Source organism: Synechococcus sp. WH 5701 (assembly GCF_000153045.1).
GTDB lineage: Bacteria > Cyanobacteriota > Cyanobacteriia > PCC-6307 > Cyanobiaceae > Regnicoccus_A > Regnicoccus_A antarcticus.
In genome coordinates, this window is the sequence record NZ_CH724160.1 from 1 (window position 1) to 20,382 (window position 20,382).

At 64.3% G+C, this 20,382-nt stretch carries 15 protein-coding genes, 2 tRNA genes and 2 rRNA genes; 6 read left to right on the forward strand and 13 right to left on the reverse strand.

Annotated features, from left to right (window positions below; translation table 11 throughout):
* From WH5701_RS10085 to WH5701_RS10125, 9 genes are all read right to left on the reverse strand, one after another.
* Positions 1 to 959, reverse strand: a 23S ribosomal RNA gene (locus WH5701_RS10085); the annotation flags it as partial.
* Between the two features lie 503 nt (positions 960 to 1,462).
* Positions 1,463 to 1,535: transfer RNA gene (locus tag WH5701_RS10090), tRNA-Ala, on the reverse strand.
* Positions 1,536 to 1,544: 9 nt separating this feature from the next.
* Positions 1,545 to 1,618, reverse strand: a tRNA-Ile gene (locus WH5701_RS10095).
* Positions 1,619 to 1,815: 197 nt separating this feature from the next.
* A 16S ribosomal RNA gene (locus tag WH5701_RS10100) occupies positions 1,816 to 3,301 on the reverse strand.
* Positions 3,302 to 4,042: 741 nt separating this feature from the next.
* Positions 4,043 to 4,849: an inositol monophosphatase family protein gene (locus WH5701_RS10105; RefSeq protein ID WP_006172199.1), complete on the reverse strand. Its 807-nt coding sequence runs from the start codon at positions 4,847 to 4,849 to the stop codon at positions 4,043 to 4,045.
* The gene (locus WH5701_RS10110; RefSeq protein ID WP_006172200.1) at positions 4,846 to 6,255 is read right to left on the reverse strand and encodes a BCD family MFS transporter; all 1,410 of its coding nucleotides are present in this window, start codon (positions 6,253 to 6,255) and stop codon (positions 4,846 to 4,848) included. The genes WH5701_RS10105 and WH5701_RS10110 overlap by 4 nt, the downstream gene beginning before the upstream one ends.
* A gap of 66 nt (positions 6,256 to 6,321) precedes the next feature.
* A complete protein-coding gene (locus tag WH5701_RS10115; RefSeq protein ID WP_006172202.1) occupies positions 6,322 to 8,019 on the reverse strand; it encodes a TolC family protein in 1,698 nt (565 codons plus the stop codon).
* 65 nt (positions 8,020 to 8,084) lie between these two features.
* Positions 8,085 to 9,473 carry a TIGR03279 family radical SAM protein gene (locus WH5701_RS10120; RefSeq protein ID WP_006172203.1) on the reverse strand — a complete coding sequence of 463 codons (1,389 nt, stop codon included), beginning with the start codon at positions 9,471 to 9,473 and terminating at the stop codon, positions 8,085 to 8,087.
* A 45-nt stretch (positions 9,474 to 9,518) separates the two neighbouring features.
* A complete protein-coding gene (locus tag WH5701_RS10125) occupies positions 9,519 to 10,391 on the reverse strand; it encodes an undecaprenyl-diphosphate phosphatase (RefSeq protein ID WP_006172204.1) in 873 nt (290 codons plus the stop codon).
* A 227-nt stretch (positions 10,392 to 10,618) separates the two neighbouring features.
* Between WH5701_RS10125 and WH5701_RS10130 the strand changes: the two genes are divergently transcribed.
* From WH5701_RS10130 to nadB, 3 genes are all read left to right on the forward strand, one after another.
* The gene (locus WH5701_RS10130; protein WP_006172205.1) at positions 10,619 to 11,257 is read left to right on the forward strand and encodes a DUF3120 domain-containing protein; all 639 of its coding nucleotides are present in this window, start codon (positions 10,619 to 10,621) and stop codon (positions 11,255 to 11,257) included.
* A gap of 175 nt (positions 11,258 to 11,432) precedes the next feature.
* The gene (gene psbU, locus WH5701_RS10135; protein ID WP_006172206.1) at positions 11,433 to 11,810 is read left to right on the forward strand and encodes a photosystem II complex extrinsic protein PsbU; all 378 of its coding nucleotides are present in this window, start codon (positions 11,433 to 11,435) and stop codon (positions 11,808 to 11,810) included.
* A gap of 60 nt (positions 11,811 to 11,870) precedes the next feature.
* Positions 11,871 to 13,565, forward strand: coding sequence for an L-aspartate oxidase (gene nadB, locus WH5701_RS10140; protein ID WP_006172207.1), 1,695 nt, complete (start codon positions 11,871 to 11,873; stop codon positions 13,563 to 13,565).
* 25 nt (positions 13,566 to 13,590) lie between these two features.
* On the opposite strand, the gene WH5701_RS10145 is transcribed toward nadB, so the two are convergent.
* Positions 13,591 to 14,511 carry a vitamin K epoxide reductase family protein gene (locus WH5701_RS10145; RefSeq protein ID WP_037980983.1) on the reverse strand — a complete coding sequence of 307 codons (921 nt, stop codon included), beginning with the start codon at positions 14,509 to 14,511 and terminating at the stop codon, positions 13,591 to 13,593.
* Positions 14,508 to 15,344 (reverse strand): BtpA/SgcQ family protein, encoded by an 837-nt coding sequence (locus WH5701_RS10150; RefSeq protein ID WP_006172209.1) that lies wholly within the window; start codon positions 15,342 to 15,344, stop codon positions 14,508 to 14,510. The genes WH5701_RS10145 and WH5701_RS10150 overlap by 4 nt, the downstream gene beginning before the upstream one ends.
* A 113-nt stretch (positions 15,345 to 15,457) precedes the next feature.
* Here WH5701_RS10150 and rimO point away from each other — a divergent pair, with 113 nt between their 5' ends.
* Positions 15,458 to 16,891 carry a 30S ribosomal protein S12 methylthiotransferase RimO gene (rimO, locus tag WH5701_RS10155; RefSeq protein ID WP_050751525.1) on the forward strand — a complete coding sequence of 478 codons (1,434 nt, stop codon included), beginning with the start codon at positions 15,458 to 15,460 and terminating at the stop codon, positions 16,889 to 16,891.
* Positions 16,888 to 18,126 carry an MFS transporter gene (locus tag WH5701_RS10160; protein ID WP_006172211.1) on the forward strand — a complete coding sequence of 413 codons (1,239 nt, stop codon included), beginning with the start codon at positions 16,888 to 16,890 and terminating at the stop codon, positions 18,124 to 18,126. Before rimO ends, WH5701_RS10160 begins: the two co-directional genes overlap by 4 nt.
* On the opposite strand, the gene WH5701_RS10165 is transcribed toward WH5701_RS10160, so the two are convergent.
* The gene (locus tag WH5701_RS10165; protein ID WP_156776723.1) at positions 18,103 to 18,195 is read right to left on the reverse strand and encodes a cytochrome B6; all 93 of its coding nucleotides are present in this window, start codon (positions 18,193 to 18,195) and stop codon (positions 18,103 to 18,105) included. The two genes, WH5701_RS10160 and WH5701_RS10165, sit on opposite strands and share 24 nt — an antisense overlap.
* A 139-nt stretch (positions 18,196 to 18,334) precedes the next feature.
* Here WH5701_RS10165 and WH5701_RS10170 point away from each other — a divergent pair, with 139 nt between their 5' ends.
* A complete protein-coding gene (locus tag WH5701_RS10170; protein WP_006172212.1) occupies positions 18,335 to 19,939 on the forward strand; it encodes a B12-binding domain-containing radical SAM protein in 1,605 nt (534 codons plus the stop codon).
* A gap of 20 nt (positions 19,940 to 19,959) precedes the next feature.
* Here WH5701_RS10170 and WH5701_RS10175 read toward each other — a convergent pair whose 3' ends face one another.
* Positions 19,960 to 20,382 carry a DUF4346 domain-containing protein gene (locus WH5701_RS10175; protein WP_006172213.1) on the reverse strand — a complete coding sequence of 141 codons (423 nt, stop codon included), beginning with the start codon at positions 20,380 to 20,382 and terminating at the stop codon, positions 19,960 to 19,962.

Sequence of the window (20,382 nt, forward strand, 5' to 3'; positions counted from 1 at the left end):
TGCCTAGTTTCACACAGGGTATTCAGAGTTCGTATCGATTTGGTACCGCTCTCGCAGCCCGCACCGAAACGGTGGCTTTACCCCCCTGCTATAGCACTAGACGCTACGCCTCAACGTATTTCGGGGAGAACCAGCTAGCTCCGGGTTCGATTGGCATTTCACCCCTAACCACAGCTCATCCGCTGATTTTTCAACATCAGTCGGTTCGGACCTCCACTTGGTATCACCCAAGCTTCATCCTGGCCATGGTTAGATCACCCGGGTTCGGGTCTATAAACACTGACGATCGCCCTATTCAGACTCGCTTTCGCTATGGCTCCACCATTCCCGGTTTAACCTGCCAGTGCCTATAAGTCGCCGGCTCATTCTTCAACAGGCACACGGTCACCCGATCAGTCGGGCTCCCATTGCTTGTAAGCTCACGGTTTCATGTTCTATTTCACTCCCCTCCCGGGGTTCTTTTCACCTTTCCCTCGCGGTACTGTTGCGCTATCGGTCACACAGGAGTACTTAGCCTTACGAGGTGGTCCTCGCAGATTCATACGGAATTTCACGTGCTCCGTACTACTCGGGATACAGCTAGGCCAGATTCGTTTTCGCGTACGGGGCTTTCACCCTCTATGGCGCGCCTTTCAAACGCTTCCACTAACGTCACTGGTCCACGTTGCTGTCCCACAACCCCGATGGTCGGAACCATCGGTTTAGGCTCTTCCCCGTTCGCTCGCCGCTACTTAGGGAGTCGTTTTTACTTTCCTTTCCTCCAGCTACTAAGATGTTTCAGTTCGCTGGGTTGGCTCGTGCCAGCCTATGGATTCAGCTGGCCGTTCTAGGGGTTGCCCCATTCGGAAATTCCCGGATCAAAGCGTGTTTCCAGCTCCCCGAGACTTATCGCAGGTAACTACGTCCTTCATCGCCTCTGTGTGCCAAGGTATCCACCGTGAGCCCTTTGTAGCTTGACCAATTTATCTCCACATCACCTTACTGCGGTTGTACGCAGATTCTCCTGCTTTCATCCTCAACGCCTGATCAACTGAATTTCTTCAATTGATCTCGCATTGACTCTAAAAACAAGATCAAACCCGATTCTTTCGGCAAGAACCAGGAGCAATGTGGAGTCTCGGCTCCTACTCTAGAATCGCTCCAAAAACAAACGTTGATCCCAGGAGCCAAAGCCACCAGAATCATCGACTGCTGATGAAGCATCCATGAGATGCTTTATTTACAGACTTACCTATGCAGTTGTCAAGGTTCTACTGAACACCGCAACCATCAGCCTTTCAGCTGATCTTGCTGGAGTCCAGCGTCTTTTCAATCAAGGCCTATGGCAGTACTTGACTCGCATCAAGATACTGATCAAACCTTAAAATGAAAGGAAGCTAGAGTCCTTTTCTCAGTACAATCATCTAAAATCACCACCACAAGCTCTCTCCCTCTGCTTTCGCGATCCGGGCGGGTTGGTCAGTGGAGGTTAGCGGACTCGAACCGCTGACATCCTGCTTGCAAAGCAGGCGCTCTACCAACTGAGCTAAACCCCCAAACACGAATGGGCCATCCTGGACTTGAACCAGGGACCTCACCCTTATCAGGGGTGCGCTCTAACCACCTGAGCTAATGGCCCAGGGATACCCTTGCGGGGTGACCTAGACAAAGTTTAGGAACTGAAAAGACATCCACGACAGCTCAGAGGTCTCTCCATCGCTGGATTCACATCTGGCTTCGTCTCTGTCGGTTGAGGTACCGATTAACCATCGAGATGACAGGATCATGGCCTAGCAATAAATGAGCCAGACATCACGATCAGTTATTGTCTCCCTGTTAGGAGGTGATCCAGCCGCACCTTCCGGTACGGCTACCTTGTTACGACTTCACCCCAGTCATCAGCCCCACCTTCGGCGTCCTCCTCCCTTGCGGGTTGGAGTAACGACTTCGGGCATGGCCAACTTCCATGGTGTGACGGGCGGTGTGTACAAGGCCCGGGAACGTATTCACCGCAGTATGCTGACCTGCGATTACTAGCGATTCCTCCTTCACGTAGGCGAGTTGCAGCCTACGATCTGAACTGAGCCACGGTTTATGGGATTTGCTAGCTCTCGCGAGTTTGCTGCCCTTTGTCCGTAGCATTGTAGTACGTGTGTAGCCCAGGATGTAAGGGGCATGATGACTTGACGTCATCCACACCTTCCTCCGGTTTATCACCGGCGGTCTCTCTAGAGTGCCCAACTGAATGCTGGCAACTAAAGACGTGGGTTGCGCTCGTTGCGGGACTTAACCCAACATCTCACGACACGAGCTGACGACAGCCATGCACCACCTGTCACTGCGTTCCCGAAGGCACTCCCAAGTTTCCAAGGGATTCGCAGGATGTCAAACCCTGGTAAGGTTCTTCGCGTTGCATCGAATTAAACCACATACTCCACCGCTTGTGCGGGCCCCCGTCAATTCCTTTGAGTTTCACACTTGCGTGCGTACTCCCCAGGCGGAACACTTAACGCGTTGGCTACGACACCGGAAGGGTTAATTCTCCCGACACCTAGTGTTCATCGTTTACGGCCAGGACTACAGGGGTATCTAATCCCTTTCGCTCCCCTGGCTTTCGTCCATGAGCGTCAGTTATGGCCCAGCAGAGCGCCTTCGCCACTGGTGTTCTTCCCGATATCTACGCATTTCACCGCTACACCGGGAATTCCCTCTGCCCCTACCACACTCTAGCCTTGTAGTTTCCATTGCTGAAATGGAGTTGAGCTCCACGCTTTAACAACAGACTTTCAAGGCCGCCTGCGGACGCTTTACGCCCAATAATTCCGGATAACGCTTGCCACTCCCGTATTACCGCGGCTGCTGGCACGGAATTAGCCGTGGCTTATTCCTCAAGTACCGTCATGTCTTCTTCCTTGAGAAAAGAGGTTTACAGCCCAGAGGCCTTCGTCCCTCACGCGGCGTTGCTCCGTCAGGCTTGCGCCCATTGCGGAAAATTCCCCACTGCTGCCTCCCGTAGGAGTCTGGGCCGTGTCTCAGTCCCAGTGTGGCTGATCATCCTCTCAGACCAGCTACTGATCGATGCCTTGGTGAGCCATTACCTCACCAACTAGCTAATCAGACGCGGGCTCATCCCCAGGCGAAATTCGTTTCACCTCTCGGCATATGGGGTATTAGCGGCCGTTTCCGGCCGTTATCCCCCTCCTGAGGGCAGATTCCCACGCGTTACTCACCCGTCCGCCACTAGCCCGAAGGCTCGTTCGACTTGCATGTGTTAAGCACGCCGCCAGCGTTCATCCTGAGCCAGGATCAAACTCTCCGTTGTAGTCATCATTCCTATAAACTCTAATTCACATAACCTTGGCTTTCGCTAAAATCATGCCAACTATCATCGCAAATGATGTCGCCGTTACCCAATAACCTGACTTGCGTCAATCATTAGTTAAGGCCTCCTTCTAGCCAGAAGGGTTCGAGAGTGCATCACACAACATGCCAACCTCAATCACAACAACCTTCACAGATAACCTTTCGCGCTCATTCCTCATCAGAGTCTCCCCTGACAATCGAGTCTCGATCACTCATCCATGCGGTCGCCGCAACGTCTTTCAGCTGCTCGTGCAACGACTTTCCAAATCACTCAGATCCGGTCGCACCGTCTCTCACCTGAACATTCATTGAAAAAATTACCCGTGAAAGTAACCTTCTCAAAATTCAGGCAAAATCCTGATGCTTTTTTCTTTTGACGGGACCTCACACCTTTGCTGCTATCTCGTCAGACTCCTAAGCTCGGCTCAAGCCATGCCTCCCTTGCAGGAGCTCATTGCTCATCACCTCGCTTTGGCTTCTGACACAGCAAAAGCGTCAGTTCCTAAACTTTTTAGTTGTCCAGGTGCGCCTCCCTCAGCCTCTCGGCCTCCGGTGGCTCGCGGTGGTCTCCCAACCGCTTTTGAAACTTACAACACCGTCGGCCGGCTCTCGCCTCCTCCTGGTTGTAAGCCCTGCAGCGCTCGCCTTCCGGCTCACGCGCAGTCCAAAAACATACCACAGCATCCCCCCGGGGATCCCCTCAACCCCGAAGGAGGGCCTCAGCCCAGGGCATGAAGCGGTCGAGGGCCTCAGGGCTGCTGGCGGCCAGCACCGGGAAATCAGTGCTGCCATGGTCATCGCCTGGGTTCAGCTGCTCGGGGCTGCGCACCAGCCAGCGCAGGGGGCACTGCAATTCACTCAGCACCAGCCAGGCCGCGGCCAGATCCCAGATCTTGGGAGTGGCCTCCAGCGCCATCACCGTCTGGCCCATGGCCACGCTCACCAGGTTGAGGCTGGCCACTCCGAGCAACCGGATCTTGCCGGGGAAGCGCCGATCAGGCAGCTTCTGCAACACCCCGATCGAGCGACTGCAGAGCGAGGCACAACCGGCCGCCTGGGCCTCGTTGCCTGGAGGTTTCAAGGGTTTGCCATTGCGCCAGGCGCCCACCCCACGCACCGCGATGATCCGCTGGCGCAGGGGCGGAACATCCAGCACCGCCAGCACGGGGACACCGTCCTCGAAGCGGGCCAGAGAAATCGCCCAGTAGGGGATTCCGGCGGCGAAGTTGGTGGTGCCATCAAGGGGATCCACCACCCAGTAGGCGGAGGAAGAGGGCACGAGCTTGCTGCCCTCCTCGCTGAGGACCCCCTCGCCGGGATAAAGCCGATCCAACCCCTGCACCAGGGTTTCATCGCTCCAGCGGTCACAGGCGGTGATCAGGCTGCCGTCGGCCTTGGCTTCCGAGGCCATGTGGCCGAAATCCTTGCGTTGCCGCTCGGCCACGGCATCGATCAGATCCGTGAGCCTGAGAGCCTCGGCTGGAATGGCGGTGAAGGTGGCGGTCATCCGAGTTCGGTGGTCAGGACCTGGGTCAGCTGCCTGGAGGTGTCGTCGCGAAAGCGGTGGACATTGACGGCGACCAGCACCCGCAGCGCCGCCAGGGCGATCAGCGCGGCCGTCCCCAGCACCAGGGCATAGGGAAGAAAGGGACCCTGGCCCGGGATGATGGCACGACCAAGATCCAACAATCCGCCGCCCAGCAATTTGGCCGTGGCGCGGGAGAAGGCCTGCGCCAGGCCCCACACACCCACGAAGGTGCCAGCGGCTTCCGGCAAGGTGAGATCGAGCATCAGACACAGGGTGCTGTTGGTGCCGATGCCGGAGGCCAGCCCGAAGAGCAGCAGCACCGCCTGAAGCAGGGTGACCTCACCCACCAGACCGCAGAGGATCAGCAGCAGCATCGAGGCCAGGATCAGCTGACAACCAAGCCTGGCCGTGGCGTACTTCCCCAGCCTGGGCACGATCCACCAACCCGCCAGCACCAGGCCAAGCAAGGTGCCGACCCCCCAGAAAGCATTCAGCGAGGCGGTGGCGGCAATCGGCATGGCGAAAACGTCGGCGCCATAGCTCTCCAGGATCGGATCCTGGATGAACAGGGCCAGAGTGAAGAGCACAAGGAATAGGAAGAAGACCGCCACCTGCCGGCTGGAGGTGATCAGACGCCAGGCCTGAGAAACAGTGATCGCATCGTCGCGGGCTGGGCTTTCAGATCCGCCGACAGTTCTGGTGGTTGCCGGCACGGCGGGCTCGACGCCCCAGGTGGCCAGCAGGGTGAGACCCATCACCGCCAGAGCAGCCCGCACCATGAACCGGGAGAGCACAGCCTCCAGCACCAGCGGGTCGGTGACCCCATCGAGCCCCTTGAGGCTGCTGGAGATCACCACCGCCCCCACCACGATCCCCACCGTGAGCATGCACCAGATGATCCCCACCGCCCGGGGCCTCTCCCGCTCCTGGGTGCGGTCGATCACCAGGGCCAGGTAGGGGGTGGTGGCCATCGAAACCGCCAGCCCATAGGCGGCGAAGAGCGCACACATCAGCACCGTGCCCAGGGTGATGGCGGCACCATCCCCCAGCTCCCGGGCGGTGGCGAGCCGGAAGATCACCGGCACCACCAGCACCGCCAGCCCGCAGAAGAACGCGGCGCCCAGCCAGATGTAGGGGGTGCGGTGGCGACCAACCAGGGGCCGGGCATCGGAGAGCTGACCGAAGAGAATCCTCGAGGGGGCCACAAATTGCTCGAAGGCCAGGGCTCCACCCACCAGCAGACCGGGAAAGCCCAGTTCACTGATCATCACCCGGTTGAGCATGCCGGCGAAGATCACCGCCAGAAAACCGAGGCTCCCCTGGAAAAGCCCCAACCGCACGGTGCTGGCGATCGAGAGGCTGGGCGGCGAGCTGGAGAGGGACATGGTGGAGCTCAAGATTCAGGCAACGAAGCCTTCCGTGTCCCTTGGTGATCTCCCACCGGGCGCTGTCTAGGGGGAGAGAGGACTGCGCCCGTCTGGCGCACGCACCTCAGACTGACAGGCCGGCAACAACGGTTGGGGCTCGATCGGAATCTGGGTGGTGGGATCGCTGGCCGGCTTGCTCGAGGGGAGGGAGGGCGGCTGACAGAAGGCGACCTGATCCAGCCCCGTGCGGCGCCTCAGTTCCGCCAGACGGCGGTTGTAGTCGGTGACGGCGCGGGCATAGCTCACCTCCGCCTGGGTGAGGTCCCGCTGGCTGTCGACCACCTCCCGCTGGGTGGTGACGCCGGCCTGAAAGCGCAACCGGGCCAGGCGCAGCGCTTCGCGCGAGGAGATCACCGCCCGGGAGGTGGTGGTGATGTCGCGGTTGTTCTGGAGCAGCTGATAGAAACTGGTTTCCACCTCCAGCCGGATCTGGTCACGGCGGTCGGCGAAGTTGAAGCGCTGCTCCTCGGCTGCCTGCTTCTGCTGGCGGAACTGGGCAGCGGCCCGGCCTCCGTCGAACAGATTCCAGCGCAGGTTCAAGCCAACAGAATTGTCCGCCCCATAGGTGTAGCTGCCCATGTTGATCGGCTGAGTGTTCGGAACCCCCGTCTGGCCGTAGCTGCGGTCCCAGCCGAAGTTATTGACGATGCTCAGGAAGGGCTGAACGGCGCCGATCGCCGCATTGGCATTGCTGTTGGCGATGGAGATCTGCAGGATGACCTGATCGAGCTCCTCACGGAAGGCATAGGCCGCCACGATGCTTTCCTGCAGCGAAGGCATCCAGCTGCCCACCACCCGTGCCGGTTCCTTGGCCGTCGGGGTGACGTTCTGAGGCAGATCCAGCAGGGAGGCCAGGCTGCGACGCGCCACCGACTGCTCGGCCAGGGAGTTGGTGAGCAGCTGCTGATCGCGGGCCAGCTGAGTTTCGGCCTGGAGCACCTCAAGCTTGGTGGACACCCCAGCCTGAAAGCGCGCCCGGGCATCCTTGAGGCTCACCAGCGACGCCCGCACCGATTCCTGACCGATGCGCACCCCCTCATCAGTGAGCTGGAGCGTGAAATAGGTCTGGGCCGCCTGCAGGCGCAGGTCGCGAAGGGCGATCAGATATTGGTTCTGGGCCTGCTCGAACTGGTCACGGGCTGCTGAGATCTGGGGAACCCGCTGGGGGTTGATCAGGTCCCAGTTGATGCCGATGTTCATCGTGGCCCCGAGGGTCTGCCCCTTGGTGCGCGACTCAGGGGTGGCAAAAGGACCGGTGGCGTTGGCGTCGTAGCGAAATCGGTAGCTGTTGGTGAGGGCCGGAAAAGCGCTCCCGGTGGAGAGATTGATGTTGGGATACCAGGCGGAGATCTGAGCGCGCAGGTTGGATTTGGCCTGATCCACCTGCGAGGCCACCGCCTTGAGGTTGGGGTTGTTGGTCTCAGCCAGGGTCTCCACCTCCCGTAGGCCCAGGGGCCGCAGTTGCTGGATCTTGACCTGGGCCGGCCTGGTGGGCAGCGCCAGGGAGGGCGGCGAGGCGAGCGGCTGGAGATCAGGCTCGAGCTGGGTGGCCGCCGGTGCCAGAACGGTGGGATCCGATTTGGGCCGGTTTCCTTTGACCTCCGGAGCCAGGGGAATTGGCACGGGGGCCGCTGAGGGGACCGGGGCAGACTCCGCGGTGGCTGCCGCTGGGGCTGTGTCCTGGGCCAGGCTCAGCCCCTGAAGGCCAGGGACAAGCGCCATCCCCGCGAGGGCTGCCGAGGCAAGGAAGGAGCGACGCACACCAGAACCCGTGGTTACGGCTGAGCTTAAAGAGCCGGGGCCTGACTGCCGAGACATGCGGCCACGAAATCATCCGCCCCCTGCACCAGACGGATCGGCGCTGACAACCGTTGCTGGAGATCCTCGAGGCTGAGGTCGTCGAGGAAGACGGGCTCCCCCTGACGCAACATCACCGAGGGGAGCAACAGCTCATCGCCCAGCTCCTGGCCCGCCAGGCCCGCCAGCAGATCGGAGCCCGTGAGCAGGCCGGTGACCACCTGCTCCTGCCCCCAGTAGGGACTGGGCAATCCATGGAGCCGCAGCGACAGCCCTTCAACGCCATTGAGGCGGTCGACCACGGGCTCCAGCGCCTCGGCCACCAATCCCCCGACGACCCAGCTCAGGTTCCGGGGCTGGGGCAGGCGGCGGGGCAGGCGGCTGGTGGCCTGATCGAGTGCCTCGAGGAAAGCGCGGATGCTGCCGACTCCATTCTCCTGCTGGGGCAGATCCTCATAGCTGGCGCGCTCCGGTAGGGGAAGGCCCGCCATGAGATACCACTCGTCTGAGAGCCAGGCGAAGCGGCTGCCAAGGGCCGCAAGGAAGCGGGTCTGGAGGGGCTCCACCTGCTCGATCACCCGCCGGGCGCAGGCACGGTCGACCGGCACCAGACCATCCCCCGGAGGACGGAAGCGAGTCAGGCCCACGGGCACCACGGCGGCGGAGAGCACGGCCGGCCAGTCGCCGGCCCCGAAACGGGCCAGATCCAGCAACGTGCGTTCCAGGGCAAGTCCATCGTTCACCCCCGGACAGACCACCACCTGGGCATGGATCTGCAGCCGCCGCTCGGCGAACCAGCCCAGCTGGTCCAGCAACAGACCGGCCCTTGGGTTCACCAGCAGCCGGCTTCGCAACTCTGGGTCAGTGGCATGCACGGAGACGAACAGGGGCGAGAGCCGTTGCAGCTCGATCCGCTGCCAGTCCGCGGCGGTGAGGTTGGTGAGGGTGAGGTAGGAGCCGTAAAGAAAGCTCAGGCGGTAGTCGTCATCTTTCACATAAAGGCTCTGGCGCCGGCCGAGGGGCTGCTGATCGATGAAGCAGAAGGCGCAGTGGTTGTTGCACTGGCGCAGGCCATCGAAGAGGGCCTCGGTGAAGACGAGGCCGAGGCCGTCGTCTGGATCCTTCTCCAGCTCGACCTGATGGCGGGTGCCCTCGGGGTCCTCCACCTCCAGACTCAGCTCCTCCTCCCCCACCAGCACCTGGAGATCGATCAGGTCCCGGGGCCGCACACCGTTGACACTGATCAGCCGGTCTCCCGGCTGGAAACCGAGTTCCTCCCCGATCGATCCGGTCTCCACCGTCGCCACGACGGCTGGCTGGGGCTGGCGGGCTGAATCCACAGGGGCCAGGGGCAGACCTGTGGAGGGTTCGTTCCACACGGGAGGGACTCGATTCAGAGAGTTTCAGTGTGGGCGGCTGGGGCTTCAGCTGGCGGCTGGCCCCATCCGCCAGACCCAGAGCAGCAGCAGCAGGCCGAAGGCCAGCCGGTAGATCACGAAGATCCAGGTGCTGTGAGTCTGCAGGAAGCGCAGCAGCCAGGCGATCGCCAGCCAGGACACCACGGCGGCCGAGGCAATGCCGATGAGCAGGGGGATCGGGCCCAGGCTGGCGCCGTTGGCGAAGGCCGACTTCAGCTCCACCAGTCCGGCCAGGGTGATCGCCGGGATCCCGAGCAGGAAGGAAAAACGGGCCGCCGCTGCCCGCTGCCAGCCATCGAAGAGCGAAGCGGTGAGGGTGCTGCCGGAGCGCGACACTCCTGGGATCACAGCCAGGGCCTGGGCGATGCCCACGAGCAGGCCGTCGATGGGGCGCACCTGGGGCAGATCCCGCTGGCGGCGACCGACCCGCTCGGCCAGGGCCAGCAGCAGGGCCATCACGATCGAGACCAGGGCGATCGAGGTGATGCCGCGCAGCGGTGAACTCTCATAGGCGGGCCAGAGGGTCTTGATGGCCAGGCCCGCCAGCACGATCGGCAGGGTGCCGATGGCCATGGCCGCACCCAGCCGAGCTGAGGGATCCCCCCACTGCCCATGACGGAAGGCACGGCTGACGCCCGCCAGCACTTCCGCCAGGTCGTGGCGGAAGTAAACGAGTACTGCCGCGATGCTGCCCAGCTGGATCACGGCCGTGACGGCGACCCCCGGATCGCCCCAGCCGAGCAGCACCGGCACCACCTTGAGATGAGCAGTGCTGCTGATCGGTAGGAATTCAGTGAGGCCCTGCACGATGCCGAGCACCAGGGCATGCCAGCAGGCTTCGAGAAAGCCTGGAGCCGGGGCTGAAAGGGCAGAGCCCATGCGCGGAGTGGCACGGCGGAGCCAGTGACCTTATGTCCGCGCGGAGCGCAGCCCCACCTCCGGCGTCCCTTAAGGTTGCATACCTTTCTTCACAGAACCAGGTGATCGGGGCCGCCACCACTCCTCCCACGTCCGCCCTGGTCCCCGAGACCCTCGTCCTTCCCTGGCCCCAGTCCAGCGCGGCACGCCAGCCACCCCTGGCAGGGTCTCGATCTCCTGCAGCGGCGTTGCCGGTGATGGCCGCCGCACTGGTGGTGGTGCCGGTGTTTCTTCAGGCCCCCTGGGTCCGTCTGCACCCCAGCAGCGCCACGCTGTTCACGGCTGTGATTCTGACCATCGGGCTGCTGCTGGAGTTGCGGGGCCCTGAGCGCTGGCGTGGTTTCGGGCCGCTGCTGGTCGGCTTCAGCGGCAGCTGGCTGGCCGGTTGTCTCTTCTGGGGTTGGTGCCGACTGCATCCGCTCTGGCATCTGCCGATCGAAGCCTTCGCGCTGCCACTGGCCCTGGCCGGCCTGAGCGGACGCTGGCGCAGCGCAGGCCTCTTCTATCTGGCTTCACTCCTGGGCACCGCCTGCACCGATGGGGCCATGGCCCTCACGGGGGTCATGCCGCTCTGGCCGCAGGTGTTGAGCGCCCCGGTCCTTGAGGCCCCCGCCCTGCTGCATCGGGCCGCCCTTCAGGTGCTGCAGCCGGCGCCGCTTGCGCTGATTCTGGCGATGGCGGTGGCTCTGACGCTGCTGGCGCACCGCTGCCGTCGCTCGGGTCCCGGCGGGCGGCTGGCCGCGGCCACCCTGGTCACCACCCTGGTGGTGGACGGTCTGTTCCTGATCGCCGCCCTGCTCAGCCCCCAGCTCAGTGGACTCGTCTGAAGGCGAGCGGAGCGGGGCTGCGGGGTGGGAATTGAAGAACTGCAAAAGCCTTGGCGCTGTGGGGATTGATCCGCCAACTGGCCTGTAGCGTTGCCCTGACCCTGCTCGGAAACCTTCCGAGTCAAGGCTTGCATCCAACGGCGATCCTCACCGATCCACACCACGGAGAACTTCGATGAAACGGCTGGTTGCCTGGATGATGAGCGGCGTGCTGCTGGCTGGCCTGCTGGTGTCGCTGCTCCTGCCTCCGGCGGTCCAGGCTGAGGAGCTCCGCAATGTGGCCGATGAGAAGATCGCGGCCCGTCAGGGCAAGGTGGATCTCAACAACTCCCCCGTGCGCAGCTTCCAGCAGTTCCCCGGCATGTATCCGACCCTGGCCGGCAAGATCGTGATCGGCGGTCCCTACGACGAGATCGACGACGTGCTCGCCCTGGATCTGACGGATCGGCAAAAGGAACTGTTCGAGAAGTACAAGGACAGTTTCACGGTGACCCCCCCTTCGATCGCCCTGAACGAGGGCGACGATCGCATCAACGCGGGCGTCTACCGCTGAACCCCTAAAGTCGCGACCCTCCGAAAGCCGTCGGTCTCCGGCGGCTTTTTTCGTGGCCCCATGCCCTCGACGCCCCGCCTTCGACCACCCCTGGCCCCGAGCTGGGATGTGGTGGTGGTGGGGGGCGGTGCCGCCGGGCTGATGGCCTGCCTGGAGTTGCCCGCCGACCTGAGGGTGCTCCTGCTCAGCAAGGAGCGCGGACCCCGGACCGCCAGTCGTTGGGCCCAGGGCGGCATCGCGGCGGTCACCCGGGCTGAGGACAGTCTTGAGAGCCACCGCGACGACACCCTGCGAGCAGGGGCAGGACTGTGCGATCCCGGTGCCGTCGATCTGCTGGTGCAGCAGGCTCCAGCCTGCGTTGAACGGTTGTTGGGGCTGGGCATGGCCTTTGACCGCGACGGCAGTGGTCTGAGCACCACCCTCGAGGCCGCCCACAGCCACCGGCGGGTGCTCCACGCCCAGGACCGCACAGGAGGCGCCCTGGTGGATGCCCTGGAGAGGGAGGTGCTGCGCCGCCCTGGGCTGGTGCAGCGCAAGGGGCTGATGGCGCTTCAGATCTGGGTCGAGCAGGGCCGCTGCCTCGGACTGCAGGTGCTGGAGAACGATCAGGTGCGTTGGCTGGGGGCCAGTGCGGTGGTGCTGGCCAGCGGCGGCGGCGGCCACCTGTTCGAGAAGACCACCAATCCCTCCCAGTCCACCGGTGATGGAGTGGCGATGGCCTGGCGGGCCGGGGCCGCCATCCGCGATCTGGAGTTCGTCCAGTTCCATCCCACCGCCCTGATGCTGCCAGGGGCTCCCCACTTCCTGATCTCCGAGGCCGTGCGGGGTGAAGGGGCCCGCCTGATCGACAGCCACGGCCACAGTCCAGTGACCGACCTCGCCAGCGGCGATCTGGCTCCCCGCGATCAGGTGAGCCGTGCCCTGGTGCGAACCATGCAGGCCCAGGGCGTCGACCACCTCTGGCTCGACCTGCGGCCGGTGGGACAGGAGCGGTTGAACCGTCAATTCCCAACAATCCTGCGCCGCTGCCGGGAGCTGGGCCTGGAGCCCACGGCGGCGCCGATCCCCGTGGCTCCGGCCGCCCACTACTGGATGGGTGGTGTGAGCACAGACCTGAGCGCCGCCACCAATCTTCCTGGCCTCTACGCCGTGGGTGAAGTGGCCTGCAGCGGCGTGCATGGCGCCAATCGCCTGGCCAGCAATTCACTGATGGAATGCCTGGTTTTTGCCGGGCAGCTGCGGCAATTGTCTCTGCCGGAGCAGCAGCCCTTGCCCCGCACATGGGGATCAGCATCACCTGCTGCTGGGAGCGGCTGCCCCCCGCAGCTCGCCCAGGCCCTGCCCCTCGAGAGCGAGTTGCTCGCCCAGAGCGAACGGCTGCGCCGCCTCTGCTGGCGGGTGGCGGGGGTCGAGCGCCAGGAGCGGGAGCTGCGGGAGGCCCTGGGGCTGATCCGCCTCCAGCGGCTGGAGCTGGACAATCATCCCTGGATTCAGGCCCTGGCACGGCTCGAGCCCGGCGATCAGCTCGCCCTCGGCCCGGGCGGCGGCGGCATGCTGCGCCCGCTCAACGATCTGCGCCAGCTGCTCACCCTGGCGGATCTGCTGGTGGAGGCTGCCCTGTTCCGCCGCGAGAGCCGTGGCGGCCACTACCGCACCGACTGCCCGGCGCCACAGCCCTTCTGGCAACGCCACTCCCGGCAACAACGCGGTGAGGCGATCCACACGACTCCGTTGCTGGAAGGGAACTCGGGCTGAGGGCTGGTCCGTCTCAGGTCACAGCTCAGAGCCTGCCCTTGAAACCACTCAATTCAGCCAGCCTGGCGAGGGGCTTGACGCCGGAATCCAGCTTGCCGTTGATCTCCCAGGTGGGGAATCCCTCCAGGTTCTTGCTGTCGCAGAGCGCTTTCTGATTGTTGACACCATCGGCGGCGCATTCGATCACCTTGAGCTTGGCGGTGGCCTCCTTGCCGAACAGCTCCTTCTGCTCATGGCAGTGGGGGCACCAGTAGGCGCTGTACATCACCGCACCGGATCCGCTGAGATGCTCCGCCAGGGCCAGGGTGGCCGGGGTGCTGACACTGACCACGGGCGGTGGCGTGCCACGGGTGCCCAAGGCGGCGGGCCGATCGACTGAGGCGGCCCAGCCCAGCCCCACCAGCCCCACCAGAAGGGCCACCAGCACCCCGCGGAACACCAGCTGGCCGCGGTCGTCCCACTGGCCGCCGATGAGGCTGAGGACGAACAGGCTCAGACTGAGCACAGCCGAGAGCACACAGAAGAAACAGAAGGCCTTGATCTTGAACACCAGCAGCCCCATCAGGAGCAGGCTGAACACGGCCATGCCGCCGCTGAAGAGGAACAGTCCCCACCAGCTGCGCTCGGCGATGGCCGAGCGGGCCTCGCCCGTCAGAACCAGTGGCAGCACCGCCAGCACCAGCACTGTGGTGTAAGCGAGAAAACCAAAGAGCGAGAGCGGCTGACCGAACAGGCTGCCCCAGACACTGTTGAGCACCTTGTCGCAGCCTTCGGCTCCGCCGGGGCAGCTGAGCGGGCCGATCAGCCCCCAGCGCTTGAGAGTGATCGCGCCGGTATCGATCGCACCGATCGTGGCCAGAACAGCCATCACCACGCGAACCCAGCGCAGTCCGGGGTCGGATCGTCGACGGTTGCTCAAGCGACTGCTCAAACGGGTGGAGGTCACGGCAGGGGCTGAGGCTGGGCCGATTGTGGCAGCATCCGCTTCAGTGCACAGACCCGCTCAGGGTCCACCGGCGCCGAGATCAGGCCGTCGCGCTTCAGCGCCGTGCCGGCGATCACGCCGTCGCAGGCATCCGAAAGCCGCCTCAGCGTCTGCGGAGTGGCCCCGCTGCCGATCAGCACAGGGGCCCCGGCTGCTGCGGCCCTGGCCTGCTCCAGATCGCCAGGATCGGTGGGTCTGCCGGTGCCCGTGCCCGAGACGATCACCCCATCGGCACCGCCGCGCTCGAGCACATCACTCACCGCCTCCACCATCGACAGCGGCGCCAGAGGGGCACCGTGCTTGACCAGCACATCGGCCAGGATCCGCACGGATTCAGCCCCCAGCAGGCGGCGCCGGCGCAGCAGCTCGGCGGCCACCCCCTCGATCAACCCCTGATCGGTGACCGTGGCACCGCTGAGCACATTCACCCGCAGAAAGCGAGCGCCACTGGCCTGGGCGATGGCCAGGGCCGCCAGGGCGTCGTTGCGCAGCACATTGATGCCCACAGGCCGCTCCGTGGCCCTCACCACCGCCAGGGCCAGCCGGGTCATGGCGGCCACCGTTTCCGGAGGCACCGATCCCCGCCAGAAGGGCACATCGCCGAAGTTCTCCACGATCAGGCCATCGGCGCCACCGCTGAGATAGGCCTCGGCATCGGCGAGGGCGGTGGCCTCCAGGCTCCCCAGATCACCCGCCCAGCCCGGGGAGCCCGGCAGGGGGCCGAGGTGAATCACCCCGATCAGCGGACAGGGCTGGGGGAACAGCTCACGCCAACGGGATCCAGGGCAGGGCATGGCGTTGGCCGCAGAAGGAGAATGAACCAGGCCGAGGCACCCGGATATCCCATAGGGTGATGGATTGGCCCTGGGAGTTCTACCCACGGCCAAGGTTTTCGGCCTCCGCACCCATGTCTCCCGCCAGCGCAGCTTTCCCCGCAGGATCGGTCCGGCCCGGGGAGTCCGGGGCCAGCCGTCCCACGGTGGCCTTCGCCCACCTGGGCTGCGAGAAGAACCGGGTCGACACCGAGCACATGCTCGGCCTGCTCGCCCAGGCTGGCTACGGCATCAGCGCTGATGAGCGCGACGCGTCGGTGGTGGTGGTGAACACCTGCAGCTTCATCCAGGACGCCCGTCAGGAATCAGTCCGCACCCTGGTGGAGCTGGCCGAGCAGGGCAAGGAACTGATCATTGCCGGCTGCCTCGCCCAGCACTTCCGAGAGGAGCTGCTGGAATCGCTGCCGGAGGCACGCGCGATCGTGGGCACCGGTGACTACCAGCACATTGTGGACGTGCTGGAGCGGGTGGAGGCGGGGGAACGGGTGAACCGGGTGAGCGACGTGCCCACCTTCGTGGGAGATGAGCACCTGCCCCGCTACCGGACCACCTCCGAGGCGGTGGCCTTCCTCAAGGTGGCCGAGGGCTGCGACTACCGCTGCGCCTTCTGCATCATCCCCAGGCTCCGGGGCGACCAACGCTCCCGCACGATCGAATCGATCGTGGCCGAAGCCCATCAGCTCGCCGACCAGGGGGTGCAGGAACTGATCCTGATCAGCCAGATCACCACCAACTACGGCCTCGACCTCTACGGCAAACCCCAGCTCGCGGAGCTGCTGAGGGCCCTGGGGGAGGTGGAGATCCCATGGATCCGGGTTCACTACGCCTATCCCACGGGCCTCACGCCGGAGGTGCTGAGCGCCTACCGGGAGGTGCCGAATGTGCTCCCTTATCTCGACTTGCCGCTGCAGCACAGCCATCCCGAGGTGCTGCGAGCCATGAATCGCCCCTGGCAGACCGGCTTGACCACCGAGCTGCTCGGCCGGATCCGCGAGCAACTGCCCGATGCGGTGCTGCGCACCACGTTCATCGTCGGCTTCCCCGGTGAAACCGAGGAGCAGTTCGAGCACCTGCTCCGTTTCGTTGAGGAGCAACGCTTCGACCATGTGGGGGTGTTCACCTTCTCCCCGGAAGACGGCACCGCGGCGGTGGATCTGCCCGATCCGGTTCCGGCTGAGGTGGCGATCGAGCGCCGCAACCGCCTGATGGCGGCTCAGCAGCCGATCGCGGCCGAACGCAATGCCAGTTGGGTGGGCCGGATCGTTGATGTGCTGATCGAGCAGGAGAATCCCAGCAACGGCGAGATGATCGGCCGCTGTGCCCGCTTCGCTCCCGATGTGGACGGGGAAGTGCGGGTGAGCCCAGGCCCCGGCGGCCTCTGCGCCGCCCCAGGAACCATGGTGCCTGTGCGCCTCACGGCCTCGACCCCTTACGACCTTCAGGGCGAGGTGGTGGGTGCCAGGGCCATGGTGGAGGAGGCACTGGCAGGACGCGAGGGCCGCGGTTGAGGCACTGGATCCGCCGCAACCAGCGCACCACCTTTCTGATCGCCTCGGGGCTGAGCACCGCCGGCTCCTTCGCCGGGCTTACCGCCAAGGGCTGGATCCTGATGGACCAGACCAGCAATCCGCTGCTGCTGGCCCTGCACTTCGGGGCCCTGGCGATGCCGAGCCTGCTGGCCAGCGGCAGCGCCGGGGTTCTCACCGACCGGGTCGGCTGCGAACGGGTGCTGATCCGCTCCCAGTGGGGTCTGGTAGCCGGTGCCGCGCTGGGGGCCGTGGCCATCCCCTGGCTCACGGGGGCCGCCCAGGTGACCCTGCTGCTGCTCAGCACCCTCGTGGTGGGCCTGGCCAGCTCCTTCGAGCTCACGGCCCGCAACAAGTACTGCGCCCTGCTGGTGGATGAGCCGGCCCAACTGGCCCCCTACCTCACCTCCTTCTCGGTGGTGTTCAACGTCGGCAAGCTGGTGGGGCCGCCCATCGGTGGGTTGCTGCTCGCCCTGACAGGACCCGCCACGGCGCTGACCATCGATGCGGCCTCCTACCTGCTGCCGATCGCCACGGTGCTGTGGCTGCTGCAGCCCGACCTCAGCGCCGAGCGGCGTAGCGGCATTGGCACCGATTCAAGCCTGGCCAGTGCCTGGCGGGGATGCGGCGCCAGCCTTCGCCACGTGGTCGTGTTCACCGGCCTGGCCTGCCTGGCGATCTTCTTCCACCCCGGCCTGGCCCCGTTGATCGCCGCCCAGGTGCTCGGGCCATCTCCCCAGGCCCTGGGCTGGTTCACCAGCGTGCTGGCGGCCGGCAGTATCAGCGGGGGGCTGCTGCTGCAACGACGCAGTCAGTGGTTGAGCCAGCGTCCTTCGCTACTTCTGGGCAGTTGTGTGCTGATCACCAGCCTTGCCCAACTGGGCATGGCCTTGACGGCGCCCACGCCCTTCCGGCTGGGAATGACCTTCCTGATCGGAGCGGGGACCGCTGGTCTGCTGGCGGGCAGCAACCTGATCCTGCAGGTGGGAGCTCCGCTTGTACTGCGCGGACGGATGGCAGGCCTTGGCCAGATTGCCTTCCTCGGCGGCGGCGGTTTCAGTGGCCTGATCGCCGCCGGACTGTGCCTGAGGGTGGGCCTGCCGGCCACCTTCGCCCTGATGGGCAGTGTGGGGCTGGCGCTGGGGCTGATGGAGCTCACCAGCCGCTGGGGACTGCGCCTGAATCCAGTGGACTCAGATCAGCTTGATGCCGCGTAAGACCGTGGAAAGCAGAAAGGCTGTCACCAGTCCAGCGGCCACCAGAGCGAGGTAGAGAACTGCCGCCATGGCCAGCACGGAAAGAGAACCTGATCATTAGAGCAGAGCAACCCTGCTGCCGTGGGTTGCCCTTAGGCTGACGCCCAACCACCGCGGGGGCAGGCGAAGGCCTGCCAGTCCCGTGTCCCGTCCTACGAACCGGATCAGCATGCGCGCTCTGCTCGTCTACCCGGAGTTCCCCAAGACTTTCTGGAGCTACGAGAAAATCCTCGAGCTCGTGAACCGCAAGGTTCTGCTCCCTCCGCTTGGGATGGTCACCGTGGCGGCCCTGCTGCCCCAGCAGTGGGAGTTCAAGCTGGTTGACCGCAATGTGCGCGAGGTGACCGAGGCCGAGTGGAACTGGGCGGAGCTGGTGATCATCTCCGGCATGATCGTGCAGAAGGCCGACATGGCCGCACAGATCGCCAAGGCCAAGCAGCGGGGCCTGCCGGTGGCCGTCGGCGGCCCGTTCGCGAGTTCCACACCTGATGCCCCAGAGATCGCTCTGGCCGACTTCAAGGTGCTCGATGAGGGTGAGATCACCCTGCCGATGTTCATCGAGGCCCTGGAGCGTGGAGAGCAGCAGGGACGCTTCAGCTCAGAGGGAGTGAAGCCCGACGTGACCGGTACACCCATTCCGCGCTTCGATCTGCTCGAGCTCGACGCCTACGACTCGATGTCGGTGCAGTTCTCCCGGGGCTGCCCCTTCCAGTGCGAGTTCTGCGACATCATCGTTCTGTATGGCCGCAAGCCCCGCACCAAGACCCCCGAGCAACTGATCGCCGAGTTGCAATACCTCTACGACCTGGGCTGGCGGCGCTCGATCTTCCTGGTGGACGACAACTTCATCGGCAACAAGCGCAACGCCAAGTTGCTGCTGCCTGCACTCAAGCAATGGCAGATTGATCACGGCTACCCCTTCAGCTTCGCCACCGAAGCGTCGGTGGATCTGGCCTCCGACGAAGAGATGATGCTGATGATGGCCGAGAGTCGCTTCGACAGCGTTTTCCTCGGCATCGAAACCCCCGATGAGGCGAGCCTGGAGACAGCCCGCAAGCTGCAGAACACCCGCAGCTCCCTGGAGGAGTCCGTGGATCGGATCACCTCCTACGGCATCCGCGTGATGGCCGGCTTCATCATCGGCTTCGACGGTGAAAAATCCGGGGCCGGCAACCGCATCGTCGAGTTCGTGACCCGCACAGGCATTCCCGCGGCCATGATGGGCATGCTGCAGGCCCTGCCTAACACAGGCCTCTGGCATCGGCTCGAGAAGGAAGGCCGCCTGATCCAGGACAAGGCCGACGCCAAGGGGGTCAACCAGACCAACCTGCTCAACTTCGTGCCCACCCGTCCGATCCGCGACATCGCCAACGAATACGTGGAGGCCTTCTGCAACCTCTATGAGCCGAACGCCTACATGGATCGGGTCTTCAGCTATTACCACAAGGTGGGCAAGCCCCGTTGGAAGCCCTTCCTCAAGCCCGAGCATTCCGGCTTCAAGCTCCCCAGCTGGACCGACGTGCGCGCCCTGCTGATCGTGATCTGGCGCCAGGGCCTGATCCGCGACACCCGCGGCCGGTTCTGGCGGTACCTGCTGGCCATGGCGCGCACGAATCCAGATCAGCTGGAGCAGTTCCTGGTGGTGCTCGCCCACAACGAGCACTTCATGGAGTACCGCAGCATCGTCACCGAGGAGATCGAGGTGCAGCTGCAATCGCTGCCGCCGGAACCCCCTCCCGCCACCGCCGAGGTGAGGGAACTGCAGCCGGCCTGAGGCCCCGATCTTCAGGGGCTTCAGTCCTGGATGTAGGAGTCGCCCGAGCGCAGGGCAGCTTCGGCTTTTTGAAGCTCACGACCCAGGTAGAGCGCGTGATCCAGCCGGCTGATCGGGGCCGGGCCGGCTCCTTCAGTGAGCTGAATGCCCAGCTCCTTGGCCGTGCGGCCTCGAAACACAGTCAATGGCAGGCGGGGGGCACCTCCACGGCAGCTGAGCACTTCACCGGTGTCAGGGTCGGTGGCCAGGCCTCTGGCATTGATGCCGTTGCCGTAGAGCTCGGCCACCAACTCTCCCCGCTCGCGATCAAGGCTGATCAGCACGTACCCGGCGGGGTCGAGATCGATGGAGCGCTGCGACAGGCGTTCATCGAGGGCACGCAGCTCCTGCAGGGGTGAAGTGGCCGACGTTGGAGAAGTCGTGGTGGGGGCTCGCTGGTCCAT